The following is a 14,398-nucleotide window of genomic DNA, read 5'->3' as shown; positions in this document are numbered from 1 at the left end:
ACACGTAAGAAACTGAAGGGACAACCATGGAAGCCAGGGCCCAGGCGCGGTACATCCGCGTCACGCCCATGAAGGCCCGCCGTGTGGTGGACCTCATCCGTGGCATGGACGCCACGGAGGCCCAGGCTGTTCTGCGATTCGCTCCGCAGGCAGCCTCCGTGCCGGTCGGCAAGGTGCTCGACAGCGCCATCGCCAACGCCGCGCACAACTACGACCACACGGACGCCTCCTCGCTGGTGATCAGCGAGGCGTACGTCGACGAGGGCCCGACCCTGAAGCGGTTCCGTCCGCGTGCCCAGGGCCGTGCCTACCGGATCCGCAAGCGGACCAGCCACATCACCGTGGTCGTCAGCAGCAAGGAAGGAACCCGGTAATGGGCCAGAAGGTTAACCCGCATGGGTTCCGGCTCGGTGTCACCACGGACTTCAAGTCCCGGTGGTACGCCGACAAGCTGTACAAGGACTACGTCAAGGAAGACGTCGCCATCCGCCGGATGATGACGTCCGGCATGGAGCGCGCCGGCATCTCCAAGGTGGAGATCGAGCGCACCCGTGACCGCGTCCGCGTGGACATCCACACCGCGCGTCCGGGCATCGTCATCGGCCGCCGTGGCGCCGAGGCCGACCGCATCCGCGGCGACCTTGAGAAGCTCACGGGCAAGCAGGTCCAGCTGAACATTCTTGAGGTCAAGAACCCCGAGACCGACGCTCAGCTCGTTGCCCAGGCCGTCGCCGAGCAGCTCTCCTCCCGCGTCTCCTTCCGTCGGGCCATGCGCAAGAGCATGCAGTCCGCCATGAAGGCCGGCGCCAAGGGCATCAAGATCCAGTGCGGTGGCCGCCTCGGCGGCGCCGAGATGTCCCGCTCGGAGTTCTACCGCGAGGGCCGCGTGCCCCTGCACACGCTCCGCGCGAACGTGGACTACGGCTTCTTCGAGGCCAAGACGACCTTCGGCCGCATCGGTGTGAAGGTCTGGATCTACAAGGGCGACGTCAAGAACATCGCCGAGGTCCGCGCCGAGAACGCCGCCGCCCGTGCGGGCAACCGCCCGGCGCGTGGCGGTGCCGACCGCCCGGCCCGTGGTGGCCGCGGTGGCGAGCGGCGCGGTCGCAAGCCGCAGCAGGCTGCCGGCGCCGAGGCCCCCGCTGCCGCCGCTCCGGCTGAGAGCACCGGAACGGAGGCCTGACCGACATGCTGATCCCCCGTAGGGTCAAGCACCGCAAGCAGCACCACCCGAAGCGCACCGGCGCTGCCAAGGGCGGGACGCAGGTTGCGTTCGGCGAGTACGGCATCCAGGCGCTCACCCCGGCCTACGTGACGAACCGTCAGATCGAGGCCGCTCGTATCGCCATGACGCGTCACATCAAGCGTGGCGGCAAGGTCTGGATCAACATCTACCCGGACCGTCCCCTCACCAAGAAGCCCGCCGAGACCCGCATGGGTTCCGGTAAGGGTTCTCCGGAGTGGTGGATCGCCAACGTCAAGCCCGGACGCGTGATGTTCGAGCTGTCGTACCCCAACGAGAAGATCGCGCGCGAGGCCCTGACCCGTGCGGCTCACAAGCTGCCGATGAAGTGCAAGATCGTCAAGCGCGAGGCAGGTGAAGCGTGATGTCGGCCGGTACCAAGGCGTCCGAGCTGCGCGAGCTGGGCAACGAGGAGCTTCTCGGGAAGCTTCGCGAGGCCAAGGAAGAGCTGTTCAATCTCCGCTTCCAGGCGGCGACGGGTCAGCTCGAAAACCATGGCCGTCTGAAGGCGGTCCGCAAGGACATCGCGCGGATCTACACCCTGATGCGCGAGCGTGAGCTGGGCATCGAAACGGTGGAGAGCGCCTGATGAGCGAGAGCAACGTGACTGCAGAGAAGACCGAGGCGCGCGGATTCCGCAAGACCCGTGAGGGTCTGGTCGTCAGCGACAAGATGGACAAGACCGTCGTCGTCGCCGTTGAGGACCGGGTGAAGCACGCCCTGTACGGCAAGGTCATCCGCCGTACGAACAAGCTCAAGGCCCACGACGAGCAGAACGCCGCGGGTGTCGGCGACCGCGTCCTCCTCATGGAGACCCGGCCGCTGTCCGCGACGAAGCGCTGGCGCGTCGTCGAGATCCTCGAAAAGGCGAAGTAACCAAGCGGGGGCTGAAGCCCCCGCTGCCCCCGCCAGACGGTTTGGGGCCGACGGGACGGAAGTCCCGCGGCCCCCGGCCGGGCGCTGTTCCGGGCCTTTCGGCCCGTGCGGTGCACCCCGGCGTGGGGTTTCCCGCCTCAAGAGGCCCAAGTAATTCCTGCGGGAAGAACCCGCAGGACAGTTCCGCCAGGCTCGCAGGCCCGACCCGAAAAGGTCGCTGCGGGAACCGGCAGACGATCAGGAGATAGACGTGATCCAGCAGGAGTCGCGACTGCGTGTCGCCGACAACACGGGTGCGAAGGAAATCCTTTGCATCCGTGTGCTCGGTGGCTCCGGTCGCCGCTACGCGGGCATCGGTGACGTCATCGTCGCCACCGTCAAGGACGCGATCCCCGGTGGCAACGTGAAGAAGGGTGACGTCGTCAAGGCGGTCATCGTTCGCACCGTCAAGGAGCGTCGCCGTCCGGACGGCTCGTACATCCGCTTCGACGAGAACGCCGCCGTCATTCTGAAGAACGACGGCGACCCTCGCGGCACCCGCATCTTCGGCCCGGTCGGCCGTGAGCTGCGCGAGAAGAAGTTCATGAAGATCATCTCGCTCGCGCCGGAGGTGCTGTAAGCATGAAGATCAAGAAGGGCGACCTGGTCCAGGTCATCACCGGCAAGGACAAGGGCAAGCAGGGCAAGGTCATCGCGGCCTACCCCCGCGAGGACCGTGTCCTGGTCGAGGGTGTCAACCGGGTCAAGAAGCACACCAAGGCTGGTCCGACCGCCAAGGGCTCGCAGGCCGGTGGCATCGTGACCACCGAGGCGCCGGTCCACGTGTCCAACGTCCAGCTCGTCGTCGAGAAGGACGGCAAGAAGGTCGTGACCCGCGTCGGTTACCGCTTCGACGAAGAGGGCAACAAGATCCGCGTTGCCAAGCGGACGGGTGAGGACATCTGATGGCTACCACCACCACTCCGCGTCTGAAGACGAAGTACCGCGAGGAGATCGCGGGCAAGCTGCGTGACGAGTTCAAGTACGAGAACGTCATGCAGATCCCCGGTCTCGTCAAGATCGTGGTCAACATGGGTGTCGGCGACGCCGCCCGTGACTCGAAGCTGATCGAGGGTGCGATCCGCGACCTGACCACCATCACCGGTCAGAAGCCGGCCGTCACCAAGGCCCGCAAGTCCATCGCGCAGTTCAAGCTGCGTGAGGGCCAGCCGATCGGTGCCCACGTCACGCTCCGTGGCGACCGCATGTGGGAGTTCCTGGACCGCACCCTGTCGCTCGCGCTCCCGCGCATCCGCGACTTCCGCGGTCTGTCCCCCAAGCAGTTCGACGGCCGTGGCAACTACACCTTCGGTCTCACGGAGCAGGTCATGTTCCACGAGATCGACCAGGACAAGATCGACCGCGTCCGGGGTATGGACATCACCGTGGTCACCACGGCGACCAACGACGCTGAGGGCCGCGCGCTCCTCCGTCACCTCGGCTTCCCCTTCAAGGAGGCGTGAGCGAGATGGCGAAGAAGGCTCTGATCGCGAAGGCTGCCCGCAAGCCCAAGTTCGGTGTGCGTGGCTACACGCGCTGCCAGCGCTGCGGCCGTCCCCACTCCGTGTACCGCAAGTTCGGCCTGTGCCGCGTGTGCCTTCGTGAGATGGCTCACCGTGGCGAGCTGCCGGGCGTGACCAAGAGCTCCTGGTAATCCCTGTAATAAGGGATTCCTGAAGCTCTCGGTAAGTAAAGGGCAGTGTCAGGGGCCCACCTCTCCATGGCTTAGCCTTGGAGGGTTGGGCGCCTGACGCCCATACGACTTACTACGCCGTAGGTCCACCGTGCCGCACCCGCCCCGTCTCGGATCGGGGAGAGGGATGGCGCACCAGGAAACCCCGGCGAGAGAGGCCGAAGGCCAATTCATGACCATGACTGATCCGATCGCAGACATGCTTACGCGTCTGCGGAACGCGAACTCGGCATACCACGACTCCGTGACGATGCCGGCGTCCAAGATCAAGTCGCACATCGCGGAGATCCTCCAGCAGGAGGGCTTCATCACGGGCTGGAAGGTCGAGGACGCCGAGGTCGGCAAGAACCTCGTCCTGGAGCTGAAGTTCGGCCCCAACCGTGAGCGCTCCATCGCGGGCATCAAGCGGATCTCCAAGCCCGGTCTCCGGGTGTACGCGAAGTCCACCAACCTGCCGAAGGTGCTCGGCGGCCTCGGCGTGGCGATCATCTCCACGTCTCACGGGCTCCTCACCGACAAGCAGGCCGGCAAGAAGGGCGTGGGTGGGGAAGTCCTCGCCTACGTCTGGTAGCAGAAGGGAACGGAGGAAACAGCTATGTCGCGCATCGGCAAGCTCCCCATCGCGGTTCCCGCCGGCGTGGACGTCACCATCGACGGCCGTACGGTCGCGGTCAAGGGCCCCAAGGGCACGCTGACCCACACCATCGCGGCGCCGATCGACATCGCCAAGGGCGAGGACGGCACCCTCTCGGTGACCCGCCCCAACGACGAGCGTCAGAACAAGGCCCTGCACGGCCTGTCCCGCACGCTGGTGGCGAACATGATCACCGGCGTGACCCAGGGTTACGTGAAGAAGCTCGAAATCAGCGGTGTCGGTTACCGCGTGACCGCCAAGGGATCGAACCTGGAGTTCGCCCTCGGTTACAGCCACCCGATCACCGTCGAGGCGCCCGAGGGCATCACCTTCAAGGTGGAGACCCCGACCCGCTTCCAGGTCGAGGGCATCGACAAGCAGAAGGTCGGCGAGGTCGCGGCCAACATCCGCAAGCTCCGCAAGCCCGACCCGTACAAGGCCAAGGGCGTCAAGTACGAGGGCGAAGTCATCCGCCGCAAGGTCGGAAAGGCGGGTAAGTAAGCCATGGCATACGGGCAGAAGATCCTCAAGGGCGACGCCTACAAGCGCGCCGCGATCAAGCGCCGTCACATCCGGATCCGCAAGCGGATCAACGGTACGGCGGAGCGTCCCCGTCTGGTCGTGACCCGCTCCAACCGCCACATCGTGGCGCAGGTGATCGACGACCTGAAGGGCCACACCCTGGCATCGGCGTCCACGCTGGACGCTTCCGTCCGCGGTGGCGAGGGCGACAAGTCCGCGCAGGCCAAGCAGGTCGGCGCCCTGGTCGCCGAGCGTGCCAAGGCCGCCGGTGTCGAGGCCGTCGTGTTCGACCGTGGTGGCAACCAGTACGCCGGGCGCATCGCCGCCCTGGCGGACGCCGCCCGCGAAGCCGGGCTCAAGTTCTGAGCCGCTTGTAGCTAGCGGAAAGAGAGAGGTAATCCAATGGCTGGACCCCAGCGCCGCGGTGGCGGTGCCGGTGGCGGCGAGCGGCGGGACCGGAAGGGCCGTGACGGCGGCGCAGCTGCCGCCGAGAAGACCGCGTACGTTGAGCGCGTCGTCGCGATCAACCGCGTCGCCAAGGTTGTGAAGGGTGGTCGTCGCTTCAGCTTCACCGCGCTGGTCGTGGTGGGCGACGGTGACGGCACCGTGGGTGTCGGTTACGGCAAGGCCAAGGAGGTGCCGGCCGCCATCGCCAAGGGCGTTGAGGAGGCCAAGAAGCACTTCTTCAAGGTCCCCCGGATCCAGGGCACCATCCCGCACCCGATCCAGGGTGAGAAGGCTGCCGGCGTCGTGCTGCTCAAGCCCGCGTCGCCCGGTACCGGTGTGATCGCCGGTGGTCCGGTGCGTGCCGTGCTGGAGTGCGCCGGTATCCACGACGTTCTGTCGAAGTCGCTCGGCTCCGACAACGCGATCAACATCGTGCACGCGACCGTGGCGGCCCTGAAGGGTTTGCAGCGTCCCGAGGAGATCGCGGCCCGCCGCGGTCTGCCGCTGGAGGACGTCGCCCCCGCGGCCCTGCTGCGTGCGCGTGCCGGGGCGGGTGCGTAATCATGGCGCAGCTCAAGATTACGCAGGTCAAGTCCTACATCGGCAGCAAGCAGAACCACCGTGACACCCTGCGCTCCCTTGGTCTCAAGGGCATCAACACGCAGGTCGTCAAGGAGGACCGCCCCGAGTTCCGCGGCATGGTGCACACCGTCCGCCACCTCGTGACGGTCGAGGAGGTCGACTGATCATGGCGGAGCAGAACCCGCTCAAGATCCACAACCTCCGTCCCGCCCCGGGCGCCAAGACCGCCAAGACCCGTGTCGGTCGTGGTGAGGCGTCGAAGGGTAAGACGGCCGGTCGTGGTACCAAGGGCACGAAGGCCCGTTACCAGGTTCCGGAGCGCTTCGAGGGTGGCCAGATGCCGCTGCACATGCGCCTCCCGAAGCTGAAGGGCTTCAAGAACCCGTTCAAGACGGAGTACCAGGTCGTGAACCTGGACAAGCTCGCCGCCCTCTACCCCGAGGGTGGGGAGGTCACCGTTGCCGACCTGGTCGCCAAGGGTGCCGTCCGCAAGAACAGCCTTGTCAAGGTCCTCGGCCAGGGCGAGGTCTCCGTGGCGCTGCAGGTGACGGTCGACGCCGTCTCCGGCTCCGCCAAGGAGAAGATCACCGCCGCCGGCGGTACCGTCACCGAGCTCGTCTGACCTCACGGCAGGCGTCTCGATGACCTGAACGATCCCACCGGGGATGCCCACAAAAGGGGTATCCCCGGTTGGTCGTTCCGAGGGGGCAGTCTCGCCGGTAAGGTGGCCTCCACTGCCATCTTTCACAGAGTGCGCCACATGGGGCACCCTGAGCGGCAGTTGACCGTTACATATTCGTCGAACCTCAAGACCGTCACCCTTGACGCAGAAGCGCGGGGGTCGCAGGAGGCACCGTGCTCACCGCGTTCGCCCGGGCGTTCAGGACGCCCGACCTGCGCAAGAAGCTGCTCTTCACGCTCGGCATCATCGTGATCTACCGGATCGGTACGCACGTTCCGATCCCGGGCGTCGACTACTCCGCTGTCCAGTACTGCATTGATCAGGCGAACGCCAACCAGGGCCTGTTCGGTCTGGTCAACATGTTCAGTGGCGGCGCGCTGCTCCAGATCACGGTCTTCGCGCTCGGCATCATGCCGTACATCACGGCGAGCATCATTCTGCAGCTGCTGACCGTCGTGATCCCGCGCCTGGAAGCCCTCAAGAAGGAGGGCCAGGCCGGTACGGCCAAGATCACACAGTACACGCGCTACCTCACGGTGGCCCTGGCGATCCTCCAGGGCACGGGTCTGGTGGCCACCGCCCGCAGCGGCTCGCTGTTCTCCAACTGCAACCTGGCGAGCTCCATCGTCCCGGACCGCTCGATCTTCACCACCATCACCATGGTGATCGTGATGACCGCCGGTACGGCCGTCGTCATGTGGCTCGGTGAGCTCATCACCGACCGCGGCATCGGCAACGGCATGTCGATCCTGATGTTCATCTCGATCGCCGCCACCTTCCCGTCCGCGCTGTGGGCGATCAAGAAGCAGGGCAACCTGGCGGACGGCTGGATCGAGTTCGCCACCGTCATCGCGGTCGGCCTGGTCATGGTCGCGCTCGTGGTCTTCGTCGAGCAGGCCCAGCGCCGTATCCCGGTCCAGTACGCGAAGCGCATGATCGGCCGCCGTTCCTACGGGGGCACCTCGACGTACATCCCGCTGAAGGTGAACCAGGCGGGTGTGATCCCCGTCATCTTCGCCTCGTCGCTGCTCTACATTCCCGCGTTGATCGTCCAGTTCTCGAATTCTCAGGCGGGCTGGGCGACGTGGATCCAGCAGAACCTGGCGGACACGGCGGCGCCCGCGCACATCACCCTCTACTTCTTCCTCATCGTTTTCTTCGCCTTCTTCTACGTGGCCATCTCGTTCAACCCCGAGGAAGTCGCGGACAACATGAAGAAGTATGGTGGCTTCATCCCGGGCATCCGGGCTGGTCGGCCGACCGCTGAGTACCTTTCGTACGTGCTCAACAGGATCACTTGGCCGGGCTCGCTGTATCTGGGGCTGATCGCCCTCGTCCCAACGATGGCGTTGGCTGGTTTCGGGGCAAACCAGAACTTCCCCTTCGGCGGAACCAGCATCCTGATCATCGTGGGTGTGGGTCTGGAGACGGTGAAGCAGATCGAGAGCCAGCTTCAGCAGCGCAATTACGAAGGGTTCCTCCGCTGATGCGAATCGTCCTCGTCGGGCCGCCCGGTGCCGGCAAGGGAACGCAGGCCGCGTTCCTTGCCAAGAACCTGTCGATCCCGCACATCTCCACGGGCGACCTCTTCCGTGCGAACATCAGCCAGCAGACGGAGCTCGGCAAACTCGCGAAGTCCTTCATGGACAAGGGCGAGCTGGTGCCGGACGAGGTCACCATCGCGATGGCCAAGGACCGCATGGAGCAGCCGGACGCCGCGAGCGGCTTCCTGCTCGACGGCTTCCCGCGGAACGTCTCGCAGGCCGAGGCGCTGGACGAGATGCTCACCTCCGAGGGCATGAAGCTGGACGCGGTGCTGGACCTGGAGGTCCCCGAGGACGAGGTCGTCAAGCGGATCGCCGGCCGCCGCATCTGCCGGAACGACTCGTCCCACGTCTTCCACGTGTCGTACAAGGCACCGAAGGACGAGGGCGTCTGCGATGTGTGCGGCGGCGAGCTGTACCAGCGCGACGACGACTCCGAGGAGACCGTGCGCAAGCGGCTGGAGGTCTACCACACGCAGACCGAGCCGATCATCGACTACTACAAGGCCCAGGGCCTGGTGGTGACGATCTCCGCGCTCGGCAAGGTGGAAGAGGTCACCGTGCGGGCGATGGAAGCGTTGAAGCGCAAGGACGACGACAAGTAGTCGAGCTGGATGTCTTCGGCCGCGGTGTCCCTCCGGGGGTGCCGCGGCCGAAGTGTGCGGGTGGGGGTGTGGTTTTTGGGGGCTGCGCCCCCAGACGCCCCTGGTGGCGCCTGACTGTGCTGAGAGAGGTGCCGGCCGCCACCCGTATTGTTGAATGGTCCGTCTTTCCTCCGGTCCAGAAAGGCCGTAGCCCCCATGGTGCAGATCAAGACCCCCGAGCAGATCGCCAAGATGCGCGAGGCGGGGCTGGTCGTCGCAGCCATCCACGCGGCCACCCGTGAGGCGGCCGTGCCGGGTGCCACCACCAAGGACCTCGACGACGTGGCCCGCAAGGTGATCGCCGAGCACGGGGCCAAGCCGAACTTCCTGGGCTACGGCGGCTTCCCGGCGACCATCTGCACCTCCGTCAACGAGGTCGTCGTCCACGGCATCCCGAGCGACGAGGTCGTCCTCAAGGACGGCGACATCATCTCGATCGACGCGGGCGCGATCATCGACGGCTGGCACGGGGACGCGGCGTTCACCGCCTTCGTGGGCTCCGGTCACGCTCCGGAGCTCATCGAGCTGTCCCGGGTGACCGAGGAGTCGATGTGGGCCGGCATCGCGGCGATGAAGCAGGGGCACCGGCTCGTGGACGTCTCCAAGGCGATCGAGACGTACATCCGCCGCCAGCCGAAGCCGGGCGGCGGCAAGTACGGCATCGTCGAGGACTACGGCGGGCACGGCATCGGTACCGAGATGCACATGGACCCGCACCTGCTGAACTACGTCGACCGGCGGCGGGGCAAGGGCCCGAAGCTGGTGCCCGGGTTCTGCCTCGCCATCGAGCCCATGGTCTCCCTCGGCACCCCCAGGACCAAGGTCCTGGAGGATGACTGGACGGTGATCACGACGGACGGTACGTGGTCGTCGCACTGGGAGCATTCGGTGGCGTTGACGGAGGCGGGCCCGCTGGTGCTCACGGCTCCCGACGGGGGGAAGGCGAAGCTGGCGGAGTATGGGGTGACCGCGGCGCCTGATCCGTTGGCGTGACGGAACGACGGCCACCGCCCGCAGCCGCACTGCCCGCACCCCGGGCATAACGATCTCGTTTCGTGGGCAGCCTTCTCGATTCGTGTTTCCGGATGGGCTGACGTAGACTGACTCGTCGGCTCTCGTGTTCCCGTATGCCCGCATGCGGTCGCCCGGAGCCGATCTAGGTAGTCGATTCGAAGGGCGAAGCGTGGCCAAGAAGCAAGGTGCCATCGAGATCGAGGGCACTGTCGTCGAGTCTCTGCCGAACGCCATGTTCAAGGTCGAGCTCCAGAACGGCCACCAGGTCCTGGCACACATCAGCGGCAAGATGCGCATGCACTACATCCGCATCCTCCCTGACGACCGGGTCGTGGTGGAGCTGTCTCCGTACGACCTGACGCGTGGCCGGATCGTCTACCGCTACAAGTAGATCTTGCCCAGGTCCCGCGTTCCCCGCGGGTCCGCCGGCAACTGACCCGGAGAACCTCACATCCCATGAAGGTCAAGCCGAGCGTCAAGAAGATCTGCGACAAGTGCAGGGTGATCCGCCGTCACGGTCGGGTCATGGTCATCTGCGAGAACCCGCGCCACAAGCAGCGCCAGGGCTGACGCACGATCGATCGATCCCTCTGCATCGATATCGCAGGGATTCGCGCGACGCGAGCTGAATTTGTTCATACGCAGGGCCCAGGCGCCTCGACGGTGCCTGACACCCCCGGTTCGGAGGCCGGGGACCCAGTTCGTACCTGGTACGGCGGCTGGGGAGCGGCTTTGCGGAAGACCTCCGAGTATCAACTGGAGCCATTGAATGGCACGCGTTTCCGGTGTTGACATCCCGCGCGACAAGCGCGTGGAGGTCGCCCTCACCTACGTGTTCGGCATCGGCCGGACCCTCTCGCAGCAGACGCTGGCCGAGACCGGCGTCAACCCGAACACCCGTGTGCGCGATCTGACCGAGGAAGAGCTCGTCAAGATCCGCGAGTACGTGGACAACAACATCAAGACCGAGGGTGACCTCCGTCGCGAGGTCCAGGCCGACATCCGCCGCAAGGTCGAGATCGGCTGCTACCAGGGCCTGCGTCACCGCCGTGGTCTGCCCGTCCGTGGTCAGCGCACCAGCACCAACGCCCGCACTCGCAAGGGCCCGCGTCGCGCCATCGCCGGTAAGAAGAAGCCGGGCAAGAAGTAGTCCGCAGCGAAACTCGCCGTCCAGCGGTCTTCGCTGTAGGACCGACCACCTCCCGTAGGAGTTAAGAGATGCCCCCCAAGGGACGTCAGGGCGCTGCCAAGAAGGTGCGCCGCAAGGAAAAGAAGAACGTCGCTCACGGCCACGCGCACATCAAGAGCACGTTCAACAACACCATCGTTTCGATCACGGACCCGTCCGGCAACGTGATCTCCTGGGCCTCCGCCGGCCACGTCGGCTTCAAGGGCTCGCGCAAGTCGACCCCCTTCGCCGCGCAGATGGCCGCCGAGTCGGCCGCCCGCCGCGCGCAGGAGCACGGCATGCGCAAGGTCGACGTCTTCGTGAAGGGCCCGGGCTCGGGTCGTGAGACGGCCATCCGCTCGCTCCAGGCGACCGGTCTCGAAGTCGGCTCCATCCAGGACGTCACCCCGACCCCGCACAACGGCTGCCGTCCGCCGAAGCGTCGTCGCGTCTGACGCCTCGCGCTTTCGCGACCGCGGTTTCAGGGCGGTGCGGCCCTTAGGGGTTGTACCGCCCGTACCCTTGCAGTACCCGCCCTTTATGGCAGGGGCGGTTCCGTCGGGCGTCATATAGCGGGCGCCCACGACTGAAGGATCTGATCCACACATGCTGATCGCTCAGCGTCCCTCGTTGACCGAAGAGGTCGTCGACGAGTTCCGCTCCCGGTTCGTGATCGAGCCGCTGGAGCCGGGCTTCGGCTACACCCTCGGTAACTCTCTGCGTCGTACGCTCCTGTCGTCGATCCCCGGTGCGGCTGTCACCAGCATCCGGATCGACGGTGTCCTGCACGAGTTCACCACCGTGCCGGGCGTCAAGGAGGACGTCACCGACCTGATCCTCAACATCAAGCAGCTGGTCGTCTCCTCGGAGCACGACGAGCCTGTCGTGATGTACCTGCGCAAGCAGGGCCCGGGTCTGGTCACCGCCGCCGACATCGCGCCCCCGGCCGGTGTCGAGGTGCACAACCCCGACCTCGTCCTCGCCACGCTCAACGGCAAGGGCAAGCTGGAGATGGAGCTGACCGTGGAGCGCGGTCGCGGCTACGTCTCCGCCGTGCAGAACAAGCAGGTCGGCCAGGAGATCGGTCGTATCCCGGTCGACTCGATCTACTCGCCGGTGCTGAAGGTCACGTACAAGGTCGAGGCCACGCGTGTCGAGCAGCGCACCGACTTCGACAAGCTGATCGTCGACGTCGAGACCAAGCAGGCCATGCGTCCGCGTGACGCCATGGCTTCCGCCGGTAAGACCCTGGTCGAGCTGTTCGGTCTCGCCCGCGAGCTGAACATCGACGCCGAGGGCATCGACATGGGTCCGTCGCCGACGGACGCCGCTCTCGCCGCGGATCTGGCGCTGCCGATCGAGGAGCTGGAGCTCACCGTTCGGTCGTACAACTGCCTCAAGCGTGAGGGCATCCACTCCGTGGGTGAGCTCGTCGCCCGCTCCGAGGCCGATCTGCTCGACATCCGTAACTTCGGTGCGAAGTCGATCGACGAGGTCAAGGCGAAGCTGGCCGGGATGGGTCTCGCTCTGAAGGACAGCCCGCCCGGGTTCGACCCGACCGCGGCGGCCGACGCCTTTGGCGCGGATGACGATGCGGATGCGGGTTTCGTGGAGACCGAGCAGTACTAAGAGCTCGGGACTTCCGGTCCGCACTTGGGTGCGGGTGTGCTGTGCTTGATCGCGCAGTTCCCCGCGCCCCTTCCGGGAGCGCCCCTTCGGGGCTGCTCCCGGATCTCCGACGGGTAACCCCGCCCGCTCGGATACTGACCCCGGTACCTGACACGGCCGGGGCAGAGACACAGGAGAAGAACCATGCCGAAGCCCACCAAGGGTGCCCGTCTGGGCGGCAGTGCCGCGCACGAGAAGCTGCTCCTCGCGAACCTCGCGAAGGCGCTGTTCGAGCACGGCCGTATCACCACCACCGAGGCGAAGGCCCGCCGTCTGCGGCCGTACGCCGAGCGTCTGGTCACCAAGGCGAAGAAGGGCGACCTTCACAACCGCCGTCAGGTGCTCCAGGTCATCACGGACAAGAGCATCGTGCACACGCTCTTCACCGAGATCGGCCCGCGGTACGAGAACCGTCCGGGTGGTTACACCCGTATCACCAAGATCGGTAACCGCCGTGGCGACAACGCGCCCATGGCCGTGATCGAGCTGGTCGAGGCGCTGACGGTCGCGCAGCAGGCGACGGGTGAGGCCGAGGCCGCCACCAAGCGTGCGGTCAAGGAGGCCGAGGAGGCCACGGTCGAGGAGACCAAGGCCGAGGACGCCAAGGTCGACGTGGCCAAGGCTGACGAGGCTGAGGCTCCCGCCGAGCCCGCCGCGGAAGCGGCTGGTGAAGGCGCGAAGGACGCCTGAGGTTGACCTCGCGTGTGAGCGGGTCCGTCCGTTGGGGCGGGCCCGCTTTCGCGTTCGCCGGTCCTGAGAGGATCTACCTGTGAGTGACGAAGTACAGCCGGGACATGTGCGTGTGCGGCTTGATCTCTCGTACGACGGCACCGAGTTCTCCGGCTGGGCCAAGCAGGCCGGAGGGCGGCGGACCGTACAGGCGGAGATTGAGGAGGCCCTGCGGACGGTGACGCGTTCCAAGGGGGCCCCGTACGAGCTGACCGTGGCCGGGCGGACCGATGCCGGGGTGCATGCGCGGGGACAGGTCGCGCATGTGGACCTGCCGCAGGACGTGTGGGGCGAGCACCACGGGAAGCTGCTCAAGCGGCTGGCCGGGAGGCTGCCCAGGGACGTGCGGGTGTGGGCGCTCAGGGAGGCGCCCGCGGGGTTCAACGCGCGGTTCTCGGCCGTGTGGCGGCGGTACGCGTACCGGGTCACCGACAATCCCGGCGGTGTCGACCCGCTGCTGCGCAACCATGTCCTCTGGCACGACTGGCCGCTCGACGTCGACGCCATGAACGAAGCCGCCGGGAGGCTCATCGGCGAGCACGACTTCGCCGCCTACTGCAAGAAGCGTGAGGGCGCCACGACCATTCGTACGCTGCAGGAACTGAGCCTCGTGCGGGGGGAGGACGGCATCGTCACCGCCACCGTGCGGGCCGACGCCTTCTGTCACAACATGGTGCGGTCGCTCATCGGCGCCCTGTTGTTCGTGGGCGACGGGCATCGAGCGCCGGACTGGCCGGGCAAGGTGCTGGCCGCCGGTGTGCGGGACTCCGCCGTGCATGTCGTACGGCCGCACGGGCTCACGCTGGAGGAAGTCGGGTATCCCGCCGACGAGTTGCTGGCCGCGCGGAACAAGGAGGCGCGGAACAAGCGGACGCTGCCCGGGGCGGCCGGTTTTTGCTGAGGCCCGGTGCGG

The 14,398-nt window shown here is 66.4% G+C and carries 25 protein-coding genes; all 25 read left to right on the top strand.

What is annotated here, in order from left to right:
* Positions 1–26: 26 nt before the first annotated feature.
* Positions 27–374, top strand: a complete 348-nt coding sequence (rplV, locus tag IE262_RS12475) for a 50S ribosomal protein L22 (protein ID WP_004571827.1) — start codon at positions 27–29, stop codon at positions 372–374.
* Complete coding sequence (rpsC, locus tag IE262_RS12470; RefSeq protein ID WP_189873511.1) at positions 374–1,183, top strand: 30S ribosomal protein S3; 810 nt, start codon at positions 374–376, stop codon at positions 1,181–1,183. The genes rplV and rpsC overlap by 1 nt, the downstream gene beginning before the upstream one ends.
* A gap of 5 nt (positions 1,184–1,188) precedes the next feature.
* Entirely contained in the window at positions 1,189–1,608 is a 420-nt protein-coding gene (gene rplP / locus IE262_RS12465; RefSeq protein WP_134040826.1) for a 50S ribosomal protein L16, read from the top strand.
* A complete protein-coding gene (gene rpmC, locus IE262_RS12460) occupies positions 1,608–1,832 on the top strand; it encodes a 50S ribosomal protein L29 (protein WP_030174543.1) in 225 nt (74 codons plus the stop codon). Before rplP ends, rpmC begins: the two co-directional genes overlap by 1 nt.
* Positions 1,832–2,119: a 30S ribosomal protein S17 gene (rpsQ, locus tag IE262_RS12455; RefSeq protein WP_131564577.1), complete on the top strand. Its 288-nt coding sequence runs from the start codon at positions 1,832–1,834 to the stop codon at positions 2,117–2,119. Before rpmC ends, rpsQ begins: the two co-directional genes overlap by 1 nt.
* A 250-nt stretch (positions 2,120–2,369) precedes the next feature.
* A complete protein-coding gene (gene rplN / locus IE262_RS12450; protein WP_003998823.1) occupies positions 2,370–2,738 on the top strand; it encodes a 50S ribosomal protein L14 in 369 nt (122 codons plus the stop codon).
* A 2-nt stretch (positions 2,739–2,740) separates the two neighbouring features.
* Positions 2,741–3,064 carry a 50S ribosomal protein L24 gene (gene rplX, locus IE262_RS12445; protein ID WP_134040828.1) on the top strand — a complete coding sequence of 108 codons (324 nt, stop codon included), beginning with the start codon at positions 2,741–2,743 and terminating at the stop codon, positions 3,062–3,064.
* Complete coding sequence (gene rplE, locus IE262_RS12440) at positions 3,064–3,621, top strand: 50S ribosomal protein L5 (RefSeq protein ID WP_007494758.1); 558 nt, start codon at positions 3,064–3,066, stop codon at positions 3,619–3,621. Before rplX ends, rplE begins: the two co-directional genes overlap by 1 nt.
* A gap of 5 nt (positions 3,622–3,626) precedes the next feature.
* Positions 3,627–3,812, top strand: a complete 186-nt coding sequence (locus IE262_RS12435) for a type Z 30S ribosomal protein S14 (RefSeq protein WP_003948630.1) — start codon at positions 3,627–3,629, stop codon at positions 3,810–3,812.
* A gap of 211 nt (positions 3,813–4,023) precedes the next feature.
* Positions 4,024–4,422 (top strand): 30S ribosomal protein S8, encoded by a 399-nt coding sequence (gene rpsH / locus IE262_RS12430; protein WP_007384075.1) that lies wholly within the window; start codon positions 4,024–4,026, stop codon positions 4,420–4,422.
* A 24-nt stretch (positions 4,423–4,446) separates the two neighbouring features.
* On the top strand, positions 4,447–4,986 hold the full coding sequence (gene rplF / locus IE262_RS12425; RefSeq protein ID WP_134040832.1) for a 50S ribosomal protein L6: 540 nt from the start codon (positions 4,447–4,449) through the stop codon (positions 4,984–4,986).
* A gap of 3 nt (positions 4,987–4,989) precedes the next feature.
* Entirely contained in the window at positions 4,990–5,373 is a 384-nt protein-coding gene (gene rplR / locus IE262_RS12420) for a 50S ribosomal protein L18 (RefSeq protein ID WP_134040835.1), read from the top strand.
* A 36-nt stretch (positions 5,374–5,409) separates the two neighbouring features.
* Entirely contained in the window at positions 5,410–6,015 is a 606-nt protein-coding gene (rpsE, locus tag IE262_RS12415) for a 30S ribosomal protein S5 (RefSeq protein ID WP_003992370.1), read from the top strand.
* Between the two features lie 2 nt (positions 6,016–6,017).
* Positions 6,018–6,200 carry a 50S ribosomal protein L30 gene (rpmD, locus tag IE262_RS12410; RefSeq protein ID WP_003974250.1) on the top strand — a complete coding sequence of 61 codons (183 nt, stop codon included), beginning with the start codon at positions 6,018–6,020 and terminating at the stop codon, positions 6,198–6,200.
* Positions 6,201–6,202: 2 nt separating this feature from the next.
* Positions 6,203–6,658, top strand: coding sequence for a 50S ribosomal protein L15 (gene rplO, locus IE262_RS12405; protein WP_134040837.1), 456 nt, complete (start codon positions 6,203–6,205; stop codon positions 6,656–6,658).
* A gap of 233 nt (positions 6,659–6,891) precedes the next feature.
* On the top strand, positions 6,892–8,205 hold the full coding sequence (gene secY, locus IE262_RS12400) for a preprotein translocase subunit SecY (RefSeq protein ID WP_134040839.1): 1,314 nt from the start codon (positions 6,892–6,894) through the stop codon (positions 8,203–8,205).
* Positions 8,205–8,867 (top strand): adenylate kinase, encoded by a 663-nt coding sequence (locus IE262_RS12395; protein ID WP_189873509.1) that lies wholly within the window; start codon positions 8,205–8,207, stop codon positions 8,865–8,867. Before secY ends, IE262_RS12395 begins: the two co-directional genes overlap by 1 nt.
* Before the next feature lie 195 nt (positions 8,868–9,062).
* Positions 9,063–9,899 carry a type I methionyl aminopeptidase gene (gene map / locus IE262_RS12390; protein WP_189873507.1) on the top strand — a complete coding sequence of 279 codons (837 nt, stop codon included), beginning with the start codon at positions 9,063–9,065 and terminating at the stop codon, positions 9,897–9,899.
* A gap of 190 nt (positions 9,900–10,089) precedes the next feature.
* Positions 10,090–10,311, top strand: coding sequence for a translation initiation factor IF-1 (gene infA, locus IE262_RS12385; RefSeq protein ID WP_003948620.1), 222 nt, complete (start codon positions 10,090–10,092; stop codon positions 10,309–10,311).
* A 65-nt stretch (positions 10,312–10,376) separates the two neighbouring features.
* Positions 10,377–10,490 (top strand): 50S ribosomal protein L36, encoded by a 114-nt coding sequence (gene rpmJ, locus IE262_RS12380; protein ID WP_003998809.1) that lies wholly within the window; start codon positions 10,377–10,379, stop codon positions 10,488–10,490.
* 199 nt (positions 10,491–10,689) lie between these two features.
* Complete coding sequence (rpsM, locus tag IE262_RS12375) at positions 10,690–11,070, top strand: 30S ribosomal protein S13 (RefSeq protein WP_134040845.1); 381 nt, start codon at positions 10,690–10,692, stop codon at positions 11,068–11,070.
* Between the two features lie 68 nt (positions 11,071–11,138).
* The gene (gene rpsK, locus IE262_RS12370; protein WP_003956432.1) at positions 11,139–11,543 is read left to right on the top strand and encodes a 30S ribosomal protein S11; all 405 of its coding nucleotides are present in this window, start codon (positions 11,139–11,141) and stop codon (positions 11,541–11,543) included.
* 151 nt (positions 11,544–11,694) lie between these two features.
* Positions 11,695–12,717, top strand: coding sequence for a DNA-directed RNA polymerase subunit alpha (locus IE262_RS12365; RefSeq protein WP_003966937.1), 1,023 nt, complete (start codon positions 11,695–11,697; stop codon positions 12,715–12,717).
* 183 nt (positions 12,718–12,900) lie between these two features.
* Positions 12,901–13,446, top strand: a complete 546-nt coding sequence (rplQ, locus tag IE262_RS12360; RefSeq protein ID WP_134040847.1) for a 50S ribosomal protein L17 — start codon at positions 12,901–12,903, stop codon at positions 13,444–13,446.
* 79 nt (positions 13,447–13,525) lie between these two features.
* Complete coding sequence (gene truA, locus IE262_RS12355; protein ID WP_189873505.1) at positions 13,526–14,386, top strand: tRNA pseudouridine(38-40) synthase TruA; 861 nt, start codon at positions 13,526–13,528, stop codon at positions 14,384–14,386.
* The last annotated feature ends 12 nt before the right edge of the window (positions 14,387–14,398 follow it).

This window comes from Streptomyces bluensis (assembly GCF_014650715.1).
Classification (GTDB): domain Bacteria; phylum Actinomycetota; class Actinomycetes; order Streptomycetales; family Streptomycetaceae; genus Streptomyces; species Streptomyces bluensis.
This window is presented reverse-complemented; position numbering and strand designations above follow the sequence as displayed.

What these genes read in the sequence shown, in the direction of transcription:
- rplV (WP_004571827.1), top strand. Translation starts at nt 27, where the DNA reads ATGGAAGCCAGGGCCCAGGCGCGGTACATCCGCGTCACGCCCATGAAG.
- rpsC (WP_189873511.1), top strand. Translation starts at nt 374, where the DNA reads ATGGGCCAGAAGGTTAACCCGCATGGGTTCCGGCTCGGTGTCACCACG.
- rplP (WP_134040826.1), top strand. Translation starts at nt 1,189, where the DNA reads ATGCTGATCCCCCGTAGGGTCAAGCACCGCAAGCAGCACCACCCGAAG.
- rpmC (WP_030174543.1), top strand. Translation starts at nt 1,608, where the DNA reads ATGTCGGCCGGTACCAAGGCGTCCGAGCTGCGCGAGCTGGGCAACGAG.
- rpsQ (WP_131564577.1), top strand. Translation starts at nt 1,832, where the DNA reads ATGAGCGAGAGCAACGTGACTGCAGAGAAGACCGAGGCGCGCGGATTC.
- rplX (WP_134040828.1), top strand. Translation starts at nt 2,741, where the DNA reads ATGAAGATCAAGAAGGGCGACCTGGTCCAGGTCATCACCGGCAAGGAC.
- rplE (WP_007494758.1), top strand. Translation starts at nt 3,064, where the DNA reads ATGGCTACCACCACCACTCCGCGTCTGAAGACGAAGTACCGCGAGGAG.
- IE262_RS12435 (WP_003948630.1), top strand. Translation starts at nt 3,627, where the DNA reads ATGGCGAAGAAGGCTCTGATCGCGAAGGCTGCCCGCAAGCCCAAGTTC.
- rpsH (WP_007384075.1), top strand. Translation starts at nt 4,024, where the DNA reads ATGACCATGACTGATCCGATCGCAGACATGCTTACGCGTCTGCGGAAC.
- rplF (WP_134040832.1), top strand. Translation starts at nt 4,447, where the DNA reads ATGTCGCGCATCGGCAAGCTCCCCATCGCGGTTCCCGCCGGCGTGGAC.
- rplR (WP_134040835.1), top strand. Translation starts at nt 4,990, where the DNA reads ATGGCATACGGGCAGAAGATCCTCAAGGGCGACGCCTACAAGCGCGCC.
- rpsE (WP_003992370.1), top strand. Translation starts at nt 5,410, where the DNA reads ATGGCTGGACCCCAGCGCCGCGGTGGCGGTGCCGGTGGCGGCGAGCGG.
- rpmD (WP_003974250.1), top strand. Translation starts at nt 6,018, where the DNA reads ATGGCGCAGCTCAAGATTACGCAGGTCAAGTCCTACATCGGCAGCAAG.
- rplO (WP_134040837.1), top strand. Translation starts at nt 6,203, where the DNA reads ATGGCGGAGCAGAACCCGCTCAAGATCCACAACCTCCGTCCCGCCCCG.
- IE262_RS12395 (WP_189873509.1), top strand. Translation starts at nt 8,205, where the DNA reads ATGCGAATCGTCCTCGTCGGGCCGCCCGGTGCCGGCAAGGGAACGCAG.
- map (WP_189873507.1), top strand. Translation starts at nt 9,063, where the DNA reads ATGGTGCAGATCAAGACCCCCGAGCAGATCGCCAAGATGCGCGAGGCG.
- rpmJ (WP_003998809.1), top strand. Translation starts at nt 10,377, where the DNA reads ATGAAGGTCAAGCCGAGCGTCAAGAAGATCTGCGACAAGTGCAGGGTG.
- rpsM (WP_134040845.1), top strand. Translation starts at nt 10,690, where the DNA reads ATGGCACGCGTTTCCGGTGTTGACATCCCGCGCGACAAGCGCGTGGAG.
- rpsK (WP_003956432.1), top strand. Translation starts at nt 11,139, where the DNA reads ATGCCCCCCAAGGGACGTCAGGGCGCTGCCAAGAAGGTGCGCCGCAAG.
- IE262_RS12365 (WP_003966937.1), top strand. Translation starts at nt 11,695, where the DNA reads ATGCTGATCGCTCAGCGTCCCTCGTTGACCGAAGAGGTCGTCGACGAG.
- rplQ (WP_134040847.1), top strand. Translation starts at nt 12,901, where the DNA reads ATGCCGAAGCCCACCAAGGGTGCCCGTCTGGGCGGCAGTGCCGCGCAC.